16 protein-coding genes are annotated in these 15,319 nt (G+C 70.3%); 6 read left to right on the top strand and 10 right to left on the bottom strand.

Annotated features, from left to right (window positions below; all coding sequences use genetic code 11):
• Positions 1-60: 60 nt before the first annotated feature.
• Positions 61-612, top strand: a complete 552-nt coding sequence (locus tag FB559_RS40150; RefSeq protein WP_141962817.1) for a CGNR zinc finger domain-containing protein — start codon at positions 61-63, stop codon at positions 610-612.
• Between the two features lie 73 nt (positions 613-685).
• Positions 686-1,327 (top strand): class I SAM-dependent methyltransferase, encoded by a 642-nt coding sequence (locus FB559_RS40145; RefSeq protein WP_141962816.1) that lies wholly within the window; start codon positions 686-688, stop codon positions 1,325-1,327.
• A gap of 27 nt (positions 1,328-1,354) precedes the next feature.
• On the opposite strand, the gene FB559_RS40140 is transcribed toward FB559_RS40145, so the two are convergent.
• A complete protein-coding gene (locus FB559_RS40140; protein ID WP_141962815.1) occupies positions 1,355-1,849 on the bottom strand; it encodes an anthrone oxygenase family protein in 495 nt (164 codons plus the stop codon).
• Positions 1,850-1,932: 83 nt separating this feature from the next.
• On the opposite strand from FB559_RS40140, the gene FB559_RS40135 reads away from it, so the two are divergent.
• On the top strand, positions 1,933-2,880 hold the full coding sequence (locus FB559_RS40135) for an AraC family transcriptional regulator (RefSeq protein WP_141962814.1): 948 nt from the start codon (positions 1,933-1,935) through the stop codon (positions 2,878-2,880).
• Here the strand turns inward: FB559_RS40135 and FB559_RS40130 are convergent, their stop codons facing one another.
• From FB559_RS40130 to FB559_RS40095, 8 genes are all read right to left on the bottom strand, one after another.
• Positions 2,881-3,588 carry an HAD family hydrolase gene (locus tag FB559_RS40130; RefSeq protein ID WP_221640678.1) on the bottom strand — a complete coding sequence of 236 codons (708 nt, stop codon included), beginning with the start codon at positions 3,586-3,588 and terminating at the stop codon, positions 2,881-2,883.
• 59 nt (positions 3,589-3,647) lie between these two features.
• The gene (locus FB559_RS40125; RefSeq protein ID WP_141962813.1) at positions 3,648-4,145 is read right to left on the bottom strand and encodes a hypothetical protein; all 498 of its coding nucleotides are present in this window, start codon (positions 4,143-4,145) and stop codon (positions 3,648-3,650) included.
• A 199-nt stretch (positions 4,146-4,344) separates the two neighbouring features.
• A complete protein-coding gene (locus tag FB559_RS40120) occupies positions 4,345-5,265 on the bottom strand; it encodes an SRPBCC family protein (protein WP_141962812.1) in 921 nt (306 codons plus the stop codon).
• Positions 5,266-7,617 carry a xanthine dehydrogenase family protein molybdopterin-binding subunit gene (locus FB559_RS40115; RefSeq protein ID WP_221640677.1) on the bottom strand — a complete coding sequence of 784 codons (2,352 nt, stop codon included), beginning with the start codon at positions 7,615-7,617 and terminating at the stop codon, positions 5,266-5,268.
• Positions 7,614-8,108, bottom strand: a complete 495-nt coding sequence (locus FB559_RS40110; RefSeq protein WP_185792702.1) for a (2Fe-2S)-binding protein — start codon at positions 8,106-8,108, stop codon at positions 7,614-7,616. The genes FB559_RS40115 and FB559_RS40110 overlap by 4 nt, the downstream gene beginning before the upstream one ends.
• Positions 8,101-8,982 (bottom strand): FAD binding domain-containing protein, encoded by an 882-nt coding sequence (locus FB559_RS40105; RefSeq protein WP_141962811.1) that lies wholly within the window; start codon positions 8,980-8,982, stop codon positions 8,101-8,103. The genes FB559_RS40110 and FB559_RS40105 overlap by 8 nt, the downstream gene beginning before the upstream one ends.
• Before the next feature lie 15 nt (positions 8,983-8,997).
• Entirely contained in the window at positions 8,998-9,819 is an 822-nt protein-coding gene (locus FB559_RS40100) for an alpha/beta fold hydrolase (RefSeq protein ID WP_221640676.1), read from the bottom strand.
• Positions 9,816-10,850 carry an amidohydrolase family protein gene (locus tag FB559_RS40095; RefSeq protein WP_185792701.1) on the bottom strand — a complete coding sequence of 345 codons (1,035 nt, stop codon included), beginning with the start codon at positions 10,848-10,850 and terminating at the stop codon, positions 9,816-9,818. The genes FB559_RS40100 and FB559_RS40095 overlap by 4 nt, the downstream gene beginning before the upstream one ends.
• A gap of 192 nt (positions 10,851-11,042) precedes the next feature.
• Between FB559_RS40095 and FB559_RS40090 the strand changes: the two genes are divergently transcribed.
• Genes FB559_RS40090 through FB559_RS40080 form a run of 3 tightly spaced genes read left to right on the top strand, consistent with a single transcriptional unit; the run spans position 11,043 to position 13,327 of the window.
• Entirely contained in the window at positions 11,043-11,660 is a 618-nt protein-coding gene (locus FB559_RS40090) for a UbiX family flavin prenyltransferase (protein WP_281286367.1), read from the top strand.
• A gap of 12 nt (positions 11,661-11,672) precedes the next feature.
• A complete protein-coding gene (locus tag FB559_RS40085; RefSeq protein WP_141962808.1) occupies positions 11,673-12,581 on the top strand; it encodes a LysR family transcriptional regulator in 909 nt (302 codons plus the stop codon).
• Complete coding sequence (locus tag FB559_RS40080; protein ID WP_221640675.1) at positions 12,578-13,327, top strand: GntR family transcriptional regulator; 750 nt, start codon at positions 12,578-12,580, stop codon at positions 13,325-13,327. Before FB559_RS40085 ends, FB559_RS40080 begins: the two co-directional genes overlap by 4 nt.
• A gap of 60 nt (positions 13,328-13,387) precedes the next feature.
• Here FB559_RS40080 and FB559_RS40075 read toward each other — a convergent pair whose 3' ends face one another.
• Positions 13,388-15,316, bottom strand: coding sequence for a caspase family protein (locus FB559_RS40075; RefSeq protein WP_185792700.1), 1,929 nt, complete (start codon positions 15,314-15,316; stop codon positions 13,388-13,390).
• Positions 15,317-15,319 lie beyond the last annotated feature (3 nt).

Below are 15,319 nucleotides of genomic sequence, written 5' to 3'. Positions count from 1 at the left end.
GTCACTGTCGTCTATCATTTCGACAGTCACAACCTAGAACGGATGGATGTAACTGGTCAAGTGAACTTCAACAGTCACACCGATCTGGTCGTCGGCCACGCCGTACGCCTGGTCAACACGCTCACCGCGGGGGAGCGGCGCGGCCGTCCGTACGTGCCGCCGGAGGGCACGGACCGGCGCGCGACGCTGGCCGAGATCGGCTTCGGCGAGCTCGGCGAGAGCGACGCCGACGTGCTCGCCGACATGGCCACCGAACTGCGCGTCGTCTTCGCCGCGGTGACCGATGACGACATCGACACCGCGGCGCATCAGGTGAACCACCTCCTGGAGGTGACGCGGGCACGCCCGCACCTGGACCGCCACGACGGCGAGCCCTGGCACCTGCACTTCCACGGGCCCGCCGGAGATGTGGGGCCTGAATGGGTGGCGGGCTGCGCGACCGGCCTGGCGGTCGTGCTCGGCAGCGAGTTCGCGGACCGGCTGGGCGTCTGCACCGCACCGCACTGCGACCGCGTCTACGTCGACACCTCGCGCAACGGCACCCGCCGCTTCTGCTCGACCGCGTGCCAGAACCGCGTCAAGACCGCCGCGTTCCGCGCCCGTACCCGCTGATCCACGGTGATCAAATCGGGCGAACGTACCCCTTTCAGCGCCGGAGGCCGACGTATTGGCTAGCGTGTCGCGCATGCCTGACACCTGGCTGTCCGACACCCGTTCCTCGTACGACACCGACGCCTCCGGATACGCCGAGAAGGTGCGTGGACTGCTCGGTGCGAGGCCTTACCTACGCGCGAGCCTGGCGTTGTTCGCCGAGCTGGTACAAGGTGCCGGAGGTGGGCCGGTCGCCGATGTCGGCTGCGGGCCGGGCTACGTCACCGGCCACCTCCACGATCTCGGAGTGGACGCGTTCGGCATCGACATCTCGCCCGAGATGGTCGCCATCGCGCGGCGCGACTACCCCGGCCTGCGCTTCGAGGTCGGGACGATGACCGACCTCGACCTGGCGGACGACTCAGTCGCCGGCGTACTCGCGCTCTGGTCCGTGATCCACGTGCCCGACCACGCCGTGCCCGGCGTGTTCGAGCAGTTCCGCCGGGTGTTGCGCCCAGGGGGTCCGCTGCTGGTCGGCTTCCACGTCGGTGACGAGACGCGACACACGTCCGAGGGCTACACGGGTCGCCCGATCAACGTTGACACTCACCGGCGCCGGCCGAGCAAGATCGCGGACTGGCTTCGTGACGCGGGGTTCACGATCGAGGCCGAACTGGTCATCGGGCCGGACGACGACGGCCCGGGAGCCGTCATCTTCGCGCGCGGCCCCGCCTGACCGCGCCCAGTCGTCCTCCGCGCCGTCTCACGCGTGCCGGTCCCAGATGAACAGGCCCAGGCCGGCGAGGAGCAGGCCGAGCGAGCTGAACACGGTGCGGACGTGGTTCCACAGGGTCCAGCGGGAGGAGTAGTCCGACCACACGCGCGCCGCGTCGCCGGCCGGCACCTTCGCCGTGTCGAGCGCGTCGTTCATCGGGATGTTGACCGCGAAGCTCGGGACGAGCACCCCGAGGACGTAGGCGGCCGCCGCGAGGAAGAACACGAGCCCCGCGGCGCGCTGCCCGAGTACGAGGAGCAGTACGCCGGTCGCCACGGCCAGGACCGGCACGAGGAGGAACGCCGGGAGGAACACCGCGTTCTGGATCTTCACGTTGATGCTCCGCATCGCGGCGATCGCCTGCTCCGGTCTGATCGCGTCGAGCCCGATCATCACCGAGGCCGAGTAGGCGAAGAAAAGACCGGCCATGGCGCCGGTCAGCAACAGAGTGATGGCAGCGGAGATGCCCGCCAGGATCTTCATGCCGACCAGTGAATCGCCTGCCGCCCGGCCGGGACCATCGGCGAGAAGCTCACATGGATGCGTGTGCGTCTTAGGGTGTGCGCATGGACGGACTCGCGAGCCTGCTGGACGGGGCGAGGGCCAGGGGAGCGTTCCTGCTCCGGTCGATCCTGACGCCGCCCTGGTCGCTGCGGATCCAGGACCGGGCGCCGCTGACCCTGGTGTCGGTCGTACGGAACGAAGCGTGGGTCGTTCCGGACACGGGAGAGGCCATGCGACTGCGCCCCGGTGACGTCGCGGTCATCCGCGGCCCGGCCCCGTACACCGTCGCCGACGACCCGGCCACACCGCCGCGGGTCGTGATCCACCCCGGGCAGCACTGCACCACCCCGGAGGGGGAGTCCCTGTCCGAGGCGATGGCGCTCGGCCTGCGTACGTGGGGCGACACCCTGGACGCCCCGGACGGCTCGGTGACGATGTTCACCGGCACCTACCAGCTGGACGGCGAGGTCAGCGGCCGCCTCCTGAGAGCGCTGCCGATGCTGCTCGTGCTCCCCGCCGACGCGTGGGACTCCTCTCTGCTGCCCCTGCTCGACGAGGAGCTGGGCCGTGACGCGCCCGGTCAGGAGGCCCTTCTGGACCGGCTGCTCGATCTGCTGCTCACCGCTGTACTGCGGGCCTGGTTCTCCCGTCCTGAGGCCGAGGTGCCGGGGTGGTACCGCGCCCACGGTGACCCGGTCGTCGGCCCGGCGCTGCGTTTTCTGCACGAGGACCCGGCCCACCCCTGGACCGTGGCGACGCTGGCGGCGAGGGCGGGCCTGTCACGCGCGACCCTCGCCCGGCGCTTCACCGAACTGGTCGGCGAACCGCCCATGACCTACCTCACCGGTCTGCGCCTGTCCCTTGCCGCCGACCTGCTGCGCGAACCGGACGCGACCGTCGCCGCTGTCGCCCGCCGCGTCGGGTACGGCAGCGCGTTCGCGCTCAGCGCCGCCTTCAAGCGTGAGAAGGGGATCAGCCCGCAGGAGCATCGGGCCGTCGTCCAGGGCTGATCAGCCGACGCCGGCCTCGGCGAGCAGCGGGCCGAACCCGTCGGGCCGTTCCGCGACGGGCACCGGGTCCACGAAGAACGTCCGGATCCCGACCGCCTCGGCACCCCCGTCGGCGCGCCGGTCGTCGCCGACCATGAGCGTACGGGCCGGATCGGAGCCGAGCCGCGCGCACGCCTTGCGGAACAGCGCGGGGTCCGGCTTCTGGCACCCCTCCTCATAGGACAGCAGAATCGCGTCGACGAGGTCCGCGATGCCGTGAGCGGCCAGTACGGGCCGGGGGTCCCAGCCGATGTTGCTGACGACGGCCGTACGGATCCCGCGCTCGGCCAGTGCCCTCAGGGCGGGGAGCGTGTCCGGGTACGGAGCCCACTCGTGCGGCCGGGTGCACTGGTCGTAGACGGCGTCGGCCAGTTCGGGCCAGGGCCATCCGGAGTTGTTGATCAGCCAGGTGAAGGCGCCACGGTGGGCGGCGGGTTCGAGGTCCCGGCGCTCCCAGGTGGCGCGAATCTCGTCCGGCACGGCCCCGCGATGCTGCCCGCCGGGCAGCCCACCGGACCTCTCCAGCCGGCGGGCCCACTCGTGTATCTCCGCCTCCGGCAGCGCGATGCCCGCCTCGGCCAGCACGAAGGCCACCCGCCGGTCGGCCGGCTCGCCCCGCATCAGGGTCCCGGAGAAGTCGAACAGCACCGCTTCCACTGGTTCAGCCACGAACCCGGAATCTACCGCCCCGTCGTCGTTCCGCGAGCGAGGGGTCCGCCGATCGCCGATCAGCTCAGAGGCGGCAACTCGACTCTGTAGTCCTCGCCGCCGTAAAGAGATTCGTAGTGAATCTCAATGTCGATGCGCTGTGAGATGAGCTTCCAAAACCAGTCGTGCTCTTCGTCGACGTAGTCGTCGAGGTGCAGCAGGAAGCTTGTCTGTCCGACAAGGATGGTGGTGCCGCTGAATGCCGTGTAGACATAGGGTTCTATCGGTAGTGCAGCGACGGCGACGACCTTGTGATACGTGTCCAGATTCCATTGCCCGATTATCTTGCCGTCCAGTGATACCACCGATTCGGTGATGATCGCAGGGCCCAGTCCGGCGTTGATAATCTGGAGGCCCGTTTCCTGGTTGGCGTAGTTCTTAATTCGTCGGATCTTTAACAGGGGCCTTACGGTCTGACGATTGTGTGACTCTGTTGCACGTGCCTGCGTGTAGGAGATCCAGAGCGAACCTAAAGCTATGACGGTGGCGCAAACGGCGATTACCGTGTTGGCGTTCACGGGTTCCTCCTTACGGGGGCTAGCTCCAGGTTTGGAGCATCCCGTTCAGGCTGCGGTTCCCATCTGTCCGAATCAAGCTCTGGTGGCTCGACCACGTGCTTCTTCGCGGCGAACCCGACAGCAGGCAGAGGCAGGTACGGACCGCGAAACGGCCTCGGGCACCCGCGCCGGACCGCGGCGTAGGTGTCCGAGGCGATGCTCAGCCCTTTGGTGCCTCGGCGTCGTGTGAGCGGCCGCGCAGGCGGGCGAACAGACGTCGGAACATGCCTGCCACCATCACCTTCAGGAGGGTGCTCGCCTTGATCGCGCCCGCCGGCTCCGACGATGCCGCGGGTGCCTTGGCGGCGGGGGTGGTGGCCGCGGCCTTCGCCGAGGTCGTGGCGGGAGTCGTCGCCGGAGCCTTCGCCGCGGCCTCGGATCCTGCCTGGGGCGGAGTGGTGGCCGTCGCGCTGTCGGTGGTCGCGCCGGAGAGCGCACCGGGATCGGCCGCCGCCTCGACCTCAGACGTGGCGGCGGGCGTGCTCTGGGCAGGCGCCGTCTCGGCGGGCGCGGACGCCGGTGTGGGTGCGGTCGAACCTTCGCCCGGTGCCACTTCAGTGGCAGCGGTCTCGGCCGGCGCTGCCTCGGCTTCGGCCTCGGCGGCCGACGCCGCATCGGCGTCGTCGCTCGCCTTCTCCGCCTCGATGCGCTCCCGTACCCGTACGGCGAGGTCGTTGACCATTCGCCCGGAGACGTCGGCCATGATGCCGCGGCCGAACTGTGCGAGCTTGCCGGAGATCGTCAGGTCGGTCTTCAGCAGCACGCTGGAGCCGGTCTCGGTCGCCTCGACCTTCATCGTCGCGGTCGCCTTCGCAGTGCCCGATCCGCGTGCGTCCTTGCCCTCCGCGACCAGGACCGCCAGGCGCTCCGTCGCGTCCTTCTCGGTGATCTTGGCGATGCCGGAGAACGCCGCCGTGACCGGGCCGAGCTTGATCTTCACCTTGCCCTTGTACTGGTCGTCACCAAGATCCTCGGTGAGCTCGGCTCCGGGGAAGCAGGTGGCGACGTTGTGCGGGTTCTGCAGGAAGTCGAACACCCGGTCCGGGTCGGCGTCGACGTCGAAGGAGTTCTCGATGATCATTTAGGGTCCTTCCGGAGGCGTACGGTCGTCGCCGTAGATCGCCTCCACGATGCGGGCGGGAGTCACCGGGGCGCGGTTCACGCGAACGCGGAAGGGACGCAGGGCGTCTTCCACGGCGTTCGCGATGGTCGCGGGGGCCGGGATCGTACCGCCCTCCCCGGCGCCCTTGACGCCCAGAGGGTTCAGCGGGCTCGGCGTGTGGATGTGGAACAGCTCGGCGTTCGGCACCTCGGCCGCCGACACGAGCGCGTAGTCGAGGTAGCTCGCGGCCTGCGGCTGCCCCTCCGCGTCGTAGACGGGCTCTTCGTACATCGCGTTCCCGATCCCGTGCGCGAAACCGCCCAGGACCTGGCCGTCCACCAGCAGCGGGTTGATGACGTTGCCGCAGTCGTGGCCGATGACATAACGAAGGATGGTCACGCCTCCCGTCTCGGGGTCCACCTCGACGAGTGCGGCGTGAGCACCGCTGGCGTACGCGGCGCGTTCGGGCGCGAAGTAACTCGAGGTCTCCAGCCCGGCCCGGATGCCTTTGGGCAGGGTGATCCCATGTTTGCCTATGTTGGCCACTCGGGCAATATCGAGCAGAGATACCGATTTCTCCGGGTTGCCGCCCAGACAGGCCAGGTCGCCCTCGAAGGTGATGTCCGCCGGGTCGCCACCCAGAATCTGCGCCGCGGTGTCGGCCAGCCGCTCACCCATCTCCGTCGCGGCGTTGTGCACGGCCGGCCCGGCGGTCGCGGTGATCCGTGAGGCGAACGTGCCCTGCCCGAACGGGATCTTGCTGGTGTCGCCGGTCTTGACCTCGATGTATTCCATGTCGAGCCCGATCGCGTCCGAGGCGATCTGCGCGTACACGGTCTCGTACCCCTGGCCCTGCGGCGCCGCCGCGAGCGTGACGAGGATTCTGCCCGTGTTGGTGAGCCGGACCTTGGCGCCCTCGTACGGCCCGAGGCCGCAGCCTTCGACGTACGCCGCGATCCCGATGCCGACATAGCGTCCCTGCTCGCGCATCGCCGCCTGCTCGGCCCGCGCCTGCTCGTAGCCGAAGCGCTCCAGCGTGCCGGACAGCAGCAGCGGGAAGTCGCCGCTGTCGTAGGTCAGCGGGCTCCCGTCACGGAACGTGATGCCGACCTTGTACGGCATCTCCGACTTGGGGATGAGGTTACGGGCGCGGACCTCGGCCGGGTCCAGGTCGAGGTATTCGGCGATCCGGTCCATCATGCGTTCCATCGCGAACACCGCCTGCGGGCGGCCCGCGCCGCGTACCGAGGAGGTCGGCACCATGTTGGTGTAGCAGGCGCGCAGCTCGGTGTGGATGTTCGGGATCCTGTACGGCCCCGGCACGGTGCTCGTCGTGATCGAGGGCACCTGCAGGCCGGCGCAGTACGCACCCTGGTCGTGCTCGATGACGTCGTGGATGGCCAGCAGCATGCCGTCATCGTCGAAGGCCACCCGCATGTGGTGTGTCTGCGAGCGTTCCATCATGGTGCTGGAGAAGTTCTCCTGGCGGTCCTCGATCCACTTGACCGCCCGGCCGATCTTCATGGCGACCCAGGGGATGACGACTTCCTCGCCGTAGAACTGCGCCTTGGGGCCGAAGCCGCCGCCGACGTCCGGCGGCGCGATGACGCGGATGTCGTCCTCGGCCATCTCGTAGATCATCGAGAGCTGCTGCCGCGCGTAGTGCGGCGACTGGGTGTTGTCCCAGATCGTCACCTGGCCGGTGGCCGGGTCGAAGCGCGCCGCGGTGCCCCGGGTCTCCATCGAGTGCCCGCCGCCCCGCATGACGAAGAACTCCTCCGACAGCGTGTGCGGCGCGGTGCGCAAAGCCTCGTCGGGGTCACCGCAGTGCTGCGTGAGCAGGACGGCGAGGTTGCTGTCGGCCTTGGAGTTGGCGAGCGGCGCATCGGGGGCCAGCGCGGCGGCCGTGGAGGCGATCGCCGGGAGCACCTCCCAGTCGACGTCGATCAGCTCCAGCGCGTCCTCGGCGATGTAGCGGGACTCGGCGACCACGATCGCCACCGGCTCCCCGACGAAGTGCACCTCCTCCGGCGGCATCGGCAGCCGGGGGAGGTCCTTCAGCTTGGGGTGCATGACCTTCGGCGCGAGCGGCTTCTGGATCTCCATGAGGTCCGCGCCGGAGAACACCGCGACGACGCCGGGCAGCTCGCGTGCCGCGCTCATGTCGATGTTCAGGATGCGGGCGTGCGCGTTCGGCGAGCGCAGGAACGCCGCCGCGAGGGCGCCCGGGATGTCGAGGTCGTCGACGTACCGGCCCTTGCCGGTGAGCAGCCGCTCGTCCTCGCGCCGCTCGATGCGGGCGCCGACCATCTTCTCCGCTGTAACGGTCACCTGGCCGTGTCCTTCCGCTCGGCGTCGGCCTCCAGTACGGCCTTGACCAGGCCGGTGTACCCGGTGCAGCGGCAGATGTTGCCGCTGAGCACCTCGCGTGCCCGTTGCTCGTCGCCGATCGGCCCTTCGCGCAGCGCCGCGGTCACGCTCATCAGGAAGCCGGAGGTGCAGAACCCGCACTGCAGTGCGTGGTTCCGCTTGAACGCCTCCTGCAGGGTGTTGAGCCTGCCGTCCTCGGCCAGGCTCTCGACCGTCTCGATCCGCGCGCCGTCGCTCTGCACCGCCAGCATCAGGCACGAGCGGACCGCGTCACCGTCGACCAGCACCGTGCAGGCGCCGCAGACACCGTGCTCGCACCCGAGATGCGTGCCGGTCAGGCGCAGCCGCTCCCGCAGGAAGTCGGCGAGCGTGAGCCGGTCGTCGACCATCTCCTCGCGTACGGTGCCGTTGACGGTGACCGAGATCCGGTGGCCGTCTCGATTCTCAGGCATGGGCCGCCTCCTGCTGCGTACCTACGTCGGCGAGCGCGCGCTTGACCAGGACGCCGGTGAGGCGTTTGCGGTACATGGCGCTCGCGTGGATGTCGCTCGTCGGGTCGACCTCGTCGCGCGCCGCGGCGGCGACCTCGCCCAGCAGCGCCTCGTCCAACCGGCGGCCGGTGGCGAGCTCCTCCACGGCGGTCAGCCGCTGCGGCGTCGGCGCGACGCCCGCCGCGACCACGCGGCAGCCGGTGACGGCGCCCGCGTCGTCCAGCCCGCAGGTCACCGCGACGGCGGCCAGCGCGAAGTCGCCGTGCCGGGTCGCGAACTCCTGGAACGCCGAGTAGGTGCCGTCGGGCAGCCGGTCGACCGCCACCTCGAGCAGGATCTCTTCCGGCTCCAGCGCGGTGGTCAGATGGAACAGGAAGAAGTCGGCGGCGCCGAGGGTACGGACGCCGTCGGCCGAGGCGATCGTGAACGTCGCGTCCAGGGCCGTCATGACGCTCGGCAGCTCGGCCGCGGGGTCGGCGTGGGCGAGGCTGCCGCAGATGGTGCCGCGGTTGCGGATCTGCGGGTGTGCCACGTCCTTCAGCGCGCTGGTGAGCAGTGGCAGGGCGCGCGCCATCTCGGCCGAACGCTCGACCTGACGCTGGCGGACCAGCGCCGGGATGACGATCCTCCCGGCGTCGAGGCGCGGCGCGTCCAGGCCGCCGCCGAGCCGGTTGATGTCGATGAGGTGCTCGATCTGGGCGAGCCGGAAGTTCAGCATCGGCATCAGGCTCTGGCCGCCGGCCAGGACCTTCGCCTCGTCGCCGTGCTCCTTCAGCAGCGCGAGCGCCTCATCCAGCTCGCGCGGCGCGTGGTAGGCGAACCGGCCGGGCTTCATCGGACCTCCAACGATTCAGGCACGAGTGCCCTCGGTCACCGGCTTGCCGGCGAACACGCGGCGTACGACGTCCGCGAGCTCGGGCCGCTCGACCAGCGCCATGTGCCGCAGGCCGGGCAGGGTGAGCAACGTGGCGCCGGCGATCCCGCCCGCCAGTTCCCGTGCCATGCCGGGCGGTGTCGCGTAGTCGTCCTCGCCGACGATCACGAGCGTGGCCGCGCGTACGGCGGGCAGCAGGCGGCGTGAGTCCAGCCGGCCCATGGCGGTCGAGGCGGCGGCGTGCGCGGCGCTGTCGGTCCGCATGAAGATCTTCGTGACGCGGTCGACCTCCTCGGGATCCTGGTCGGAGAACGCGGGGGAGAACCACCGGTCGACCTGGAAGGGCAGCTGCTCGGCCCGTGGGACCTCGGCGGCGCGCCGCGCGCGTTCGGCCCAGGCCGTGACCGCGTCGTCGCCGTACCAGGCCGTGGTGTCGGCCAGCACGAGCGAGCCGACGCGCTCGGGGAACAGCCCGGCGAAGGTGACCGCGACGCTGCCGCCCATGGACATGCCGAGCATGCCGACGGATGGCAGTTCGAGTGCGTCCAGGATCTCGGCGACGTCCAGGGCCATGTCCTCGATCGAGAACGCCCGGCCGTCCCATCCACTGGCGCCGTGCCCGCGCAGGTCCAGGGAGAGCACGTCGAACTCGTCGCTCAGCGCGTCGGCCAGCGGCCGCCACAGCTCGCCGGACAGCGCCAGCGGGTGGAGCAGGACGACCGGGTCGCCGGCCCCCTGCCGCCGTACGGCCATCGGCCCGTGTGCCGTGCTGACCATGCGTAGGGTCTCTTCGCTCATGCGCGTCTCCTGAGGAGCTTGTCGGCGTTGGCGCCGAGGACGGCCGCCGTCTCGCCGGGGTCGAGGCCGGCGTCGAGCACGGTGCGTACGGGCTGCGGATCGGAGAGCGCGAAGGGAAAGTCGCTCCCGAGCAGCACCCGGTCGGCGCCGGCGAGGCCGGCCAGGAACGCGATCGCGGGCCCGGACAGGGCGGCGGTGTCGTAGTACAGGTCCTGGAGGTAGGCGGAGGGACGCTCACGCGCCAGCTCGCCCGCGAAGCTCTCCCGCGTCCGGTAGCCGCCGTCGAGGCGGGCCGCCTGGTAGGGCAGGAACCCTCCGCCGTGCACGAGGATCAACACCAGCCCCGGGTGGCGGTCGAGCAGGCCGTGCAGGATGAGCTCGGTGATGGCGATGGTGTTGTCGATCAGCCGTCCGTGCACGTTGCCCATGCGACCGAGCGTCGGGAGCGCGTTGGACGGGCCGCAGGTCGGCGGGTGCAGCATGATCGGGACGGCGTTCTGCTCGGCCGCCGCCCAGAACGGCTCGAACTCCGGACCGTGCAGGGCCACGCCCTCCTGGGGGGAGGTGTTCAGCAGCACGCCGGCCATCTCGGGCCGGGTCCGTACCTCCAGCAGGCCGGTCGCCGCGCTCTCACCGTCGTAGGACGGCACCGTCGCCAGGACCCGCGTGCCGCCGCCCATCGCCGAGGCGGTCTCGGCCATCGCGTCGTTCAGCCGGCGCGCCCAGTCGCGCGCGGCACGTGGCGGCAGGTCGCCGGACTGCACGTCCATCCACGGCGAGAGAACCTGGTCGGTGACGCCCGTACGGGACATCCACTCGCGGCGCGGGCCCACCTCGGTCATCCGCGCGCCGGCCGGGCGGGTGGGCCCGGCTCCGGGCACGTCGACGACCCAGCCCTTGTCGGTGCGCTCCGCCGAGAAGCCCTCGGCGGACCCGCCCTCCAGCTCCCTCAGAAGCGAGGGCGGTACGACGTGCGCGTGGACGTCGACGATGGCGCCCCTGCCGGCCTCGTCGCTGTTCGGTCCGGTCACTGAGTCAGTCCCGCCTTTCCACCTGATACTCCTTATGTGAGCGACGCTAAGGAACCCCCATCCGCCTTACAAGCGGCGTTTGCCGGGGTCAGCGGTTAGCAGGGCTAACACCGCCGAGGTGGCGGGTGCTCGCGGCGGCGTGGTGTGATGACCAGGACATTCATCCACTGTTCAGGCATCAGACGAGGTCCGGTGACAAAGCCACGGGAGGACGAGACGCGGACGATCATCGTCGCGATCACGGGCGCAAGCGGCGCGCCGTACGGCGTGCGCATGCTCACTCTCCTGCGCGACCAGCCCGGGATCGAGACGCACCTGATCGTGTCCCGCGCCGGCGTGCTGACGCTGCGGCACGAGTGCGGGCTCTCGCTGCGCGACGTCGAGGCCCTCGCCGACGTGACGTACCGGCCGGGCGACGTCGGCGCGGCCATCGCCTCGGGCTCCTTCCACGCGGACGCGATGGTGGTCGCGCCGTGTTCGATCAAGACCCTCAGCGCGATCGCGTGGACGTACGCGGACGACCTCATCAGCCGGGCCGCCGACGTCTGCCTCAAGGAGGGGCGGCCGCTGCTGCTGCTCGTACGCGAGACGCCGCTGCACCTCGGCCACCTGCGCGCGATGACCGCCGCGGCCGAGGCCGGAGCGATCATCGCGCCGCCCGTACCGGCCTTCTACGCCCAGCCCGTCTCGATCGAGGACCTGGTCGACCACACGGCCCGGCGGGCGCTGGCCCGGGTGGGCGTGCGCGAGGTGGCCCCGAAGCCGTGGCAGGGTGAGATAGGCGGGCGCGCCGCCGACCGGCCCGAGTAGAGGGGGCTCACGATGCTCGACGTACGGCGGCTGCAGATCTTCTCGGCGGTGGCCGAGCACGGGTCGTTCACGGCCGCCGCGGAGGCCCTGTTCATGACGCACTCGGCCGTCTCGCAGCAGATGGCGCTGCTGGAGCGCCAGCTCGGCCTGTCCCTGATGACCCGCGGGCCGCGCGGTGTCGAGCTCACCGACGCCGGCCGAGTGCTGGCCGAGCGCAGCACCGTCCTGCTCGGCAGCATCGCGAACATCGAGCGCGAGATGCGCGACCTGACCGCCCGGCACGCTTCCGTACGGCTGGCGGCCTTCCCGACCGCCGGCGCCGACCTGATCCCCAGGGTCGTCCGCGACTACCAGAAGCGCTTCCCCGACGTACGCGTCGAGCTCCGCTCGGTGCACGCCGGAGACATCGCGGCGTGCCTGCGGGAGGGCGACGTCCACCTCGGCCTGGTCTGGGACTACGACTTCGCCCCGCGGACGTTCGCCGCCGACATCGAGCTGATCCACCTCACCGACGACCCGCTGTGCGTGCTGTTCCCGCTGGACCACCCGCTCGCCGAGGAGCCGTCCGTCGACCTGGCGGACCTGTCGGGTGAGAGCTGGGTCGTGCGCTCGCACCGGCCGCCCTATGACGAGGCGTTCGTGACCATGTGCCGGCTGGCCGGGTTCGAGCCCGACATCGGCTTCGTCACCGAGGACTACCAGTCCGCGCAGGGCCTGGTCGCGGCCGGGATCGGTATCAGCGCCGTGCCCCGTCTCTCCCTCGTGGCCCAGCACCCGGACGTGGTGGCCGTGCCGATCACCCAGCCCGCGCCCTGCCGGCGGATCGCCGCGGTACGGTTGCGAGGCGCCGGACACCCGCGGGCCGCCCAGCAGATGCTGGAGGTCCTGCGCGACGCCACAGCCGTCGCAGACACGCCGTGAGGGACCTGATGATCGCCGAGGAGCCCAGCCGTCTCGCCGAGGGCCTGCCGTCCGGAGAGGGAATGCTCGGGGCCCTGCTCCGTGAGGGACGGCCGAACACCTCCCTGGTGGACCACATCGTCGAGGACATCGCGATGCAGATCATCGTCGCGAGGCTGCCGCCGGGCGCGGACCTCAACTCGGTCGACCTGGCCCGTCGCTACAAGAGCAGCCGCACCCCCGTACGCGAGGCCCTGCTGACCCTGCAGCGTGAGGGCCTGGTGGAGATCCCGGCCCGCCGCCGGCCACGGGTGGCGCTGGTCACCCTGGAACAGGTCCGCGACATCTACCAGGTACGCGCCAGCCTGCAAGGCCTGGTGAGCGAGCTGATCGTGCACGAGGCGACCGACGAGAGCCTGGCCGTACTCACCGAATGGCAGGGCCGCCTGCGCGCGGACGCCGAGATCGGCGACGTCGACGCCTACTTCTGGCACAACGTGGGCTTCCGCCAGGCCGAGGCCGAGATCACCGGCAACCGCCAGCTCACCCGCATGCTGGGCTCCCTGGGCCTGCGCACTCTGCAGCTCCGCCACCTGAGCCTGTCGTTCCCGGGCCGCCTGCGGCGCTCCCTGGACGACCACGACCGCCTGATGACGGCCTACGCCGACCGCGACGCGTCCCTGGCGGTCGCCATCACCAAGTCCATCATCCACGCGGGCTTCCGCGCCATCGAGGACTCGGGCTGGTCCGGCCTCCACGAGGCCTGAGAGCCCGTCGCCCGGCTCGGGCGACGCGGTGGCTTCGACGGTCAGCGTCGCGAGGCCGGGTCACTTCCGTTTGAACAGCCCCAGTTCTCTCCCGAACAACAGCACGGACCCGACGAGCATGGACTCGAATAGGACGTTTCCCACGATCGCACCCCACACGCTGGGAAAACCTCGCGTCACCGTGGCACCGACAGCGCCGATCGTCATGAGTCCGGAGAAGGCGCACCCGACGGCCAGAACGACCCGCCACACCAGGCGTCCGGGCCGCTTCGGGTTCACGGGCAGCGCCGGCGGCGGCGTGGGACCGGCCAGGGGGCCGGCCGCGGCCGGCGGGCGCGAATAGTAGGACAGTCGCAGCTCGACGCCGGTCTCATGCCCGTGCCGGGTGAGGGGCCTCCCACCGGAGGCCGTCGTCCACACCCACGGCGTGACATGAGGTGCGACGGGCCCGCCGTCCGCTGCCTCGTGGAGTGCGCGTGCCAGGGTGTCACGGGCCATGGCCGCCTGATGGTGCAGGGTGAAGCGGCGATCCACCGGTCGCTGGCGACGATCATTCTCCACTCGGGCCGCGACTGTCAGCACGTCGTCCCACCGGTCCGCCGACATGTCGATCGGGGGCCGGGGTGGACCGGCCGCGCTCGCCTTGAACCGGTCTCCGCCGTAGGTCAAGAGAGCGCGGACGACCTCGTGTCGTGAGGCCCGCAGAACATCGATCGAGCAGATGTCCAGCGCGTCGCCGCCCCGCATGAAGCGCGGACCCCCGCCGAACGTGTCGAGATCGGGGAACATCTCGGCCTCACGTAAGGAGGCCACCACGTGGCGAGCTCCGCCCACGCGCCGGACGGCGACGCTGTCGACGGCGTTCCACGGAAGCCACGTGGTGCCACTGCGCGCGAACAACTGGATGCCCTGTGCGCCGATCTCCAGCCGGACCGGTGATCTCGCCCTCCCGACGAAACCAAAGGCGGCGACGGCCAAGAAAATCGTGACGATACCGAGTGCCACACGCAGGACCACGGCGCCGTTCGAGGTCGCGGTGAAGGCAGCGGCGACGAACGAAAGTGCTCCGACCAGGCACGCGAGCAGTACGTAGAGCCTCTTGTACGCCGCAAAGGTCGTACAGGCGCCTTCCGCGTTCCCCCGGTCGGGGCGGAACGCGTCCCACGCGAGGCTGGCGCGTTCGTCGGCGTCGGCTTCTCTGCTCTCCGTCACCTCGGGGTCCGGCGGCCGATCAGGAGGGGTGACGGTAAAGGCCCTGTTCCTGCCGAGAACGATGTGCTCGGCCGTACGCGTGGCGTGCTTCTCCGGCAGTGGCAAGCCCGCGGCCTTCATGAGCGAGCGGAGCCGTAGGTAGAGGGATTCGACCGAGAGGAGTTCGGGATCACCGGCGACGCCCTCCCGCAGCAGGCGGATGAGCCGACCGCTGAACGCCGTGTGCTCTTCGCCGGGCAGCGCCAGAGCGACCTGGTCCCGCTGGGCGGACGTGAGGACGTAGGTTCCCTGCACGTCGAGCTGACCGAGCACCGCGGTGGCCGGATCGGCCATCAGGCCGTCCAGGGCCCTTCCGGAGAAACAGCAGTCAAGGATGACGACCTTGTTGGCGGCAGGGCTGTCGAGAACCGCACCACGCAGCTTTTCGTACTCCAGCGAATTGAATCCGGGCGCCTCCCACTCGCTGTCGGAAAGGGCGAGGTACAGCTCGTGGCGCTTTCCTCCCACCAGACCGTGCCCGGCGTAGTAGACGACGAGCAGATCCTCGGCCTCCGAGACCGTTCTCACCAGCTCGCGGCCCAGCTCGCGCAGGTCCCCTTCGTTCAGCAGTACTGTGCAGTTTCGTTCGGGAACGATGCCCGCGACCGGGTCGGTGAGGACCTCGGCCAGGTCGTTCAGCGACCTCGCCACTGAGGGCAGATCAGGCAGCTTTTTGTCCCGATAGACGGTCGTGCCGATCAGTACGACGCGTGATCGGTCGGGGTCGGGCAGAGCCATGGA

This window comes from Actinoallomurus bryophytorum (assembly GCF_006716425.1).
GTDB lineage: Bacteria > Actinomycetota > Actinomycetes > Streptosporangiales > Streptosporangiaceae > Actinoallomurus > Actinoallomurus bryophytorum.
This window is presented reverse-complemented; position numbering and strand designations above follow the sequence as displayed.

Bases quoted from the DNA above. Each gene is read 5' to 3' on its own strand.
- FB559_RS40145 (WP_141962816.1), top strand. From the start codon at position 686: ATGCCTGACACCTGGCTGTCCGACACCCGTTCCTCGTACGACACCGAC.
- FB559_RS40140 (WP_141962815.1), bottom strand. From the start codon at position 1,849: ATGAAGATCCTGGCGGGCATCTCCGCTGCCATCACTCTGTTGCTGACC.
- FB559_RS40135 (WP_141962814.1), top strand. From the start codon at position 1,933: ATGGACGGACTCGCGAGCCTGCTGGACGGGGCGAGGGCCAGGGGAGCG.
- FB559_RS40120 (WP_141962812.1), bottom strand. From the start codon at position 5,265: ATGATCATCGAGAACTCCTTCGACGTCGACGCCGACCCGGACCGGGTG.
- FB559_RS40110 (WP_185792702.1), bottom strand. From the start codon at position 8,108: ATGCCTGAGAATCGAGACGGCCACCGGATCTCGGTCACCGTCAACGGC.
- FB559_RS40105 (WP_141962811.1), bottom strand. From the start codon at position 8,982: ATGAAGCCCGGCCGGTTCGCCTACCACGCGCCGCGCGAGCTGGATGAG.
- FB559_RS40100 (WP_221640676.1), bottom strand. From the start codon at position 9,819: ATGAGCGAAGAGACCCTACGCATGGTCAGCACGGCACACGGGCCGATG.
- FB559_RS40085 (WP_141962808.1), top strand. From the start codon at position 11,673: ATGCTCGACGTACGGCGGCTGCAGATCTTCTCGGCGGTGGCCGAGCAC.
- FB559_RS40075 (WP_185792700.1), bottom strand. From the start codon at position 15,316: ATGGCTCTGCCCGACCCCGACCGATCACGCGTCGTACTGATCGGCACG.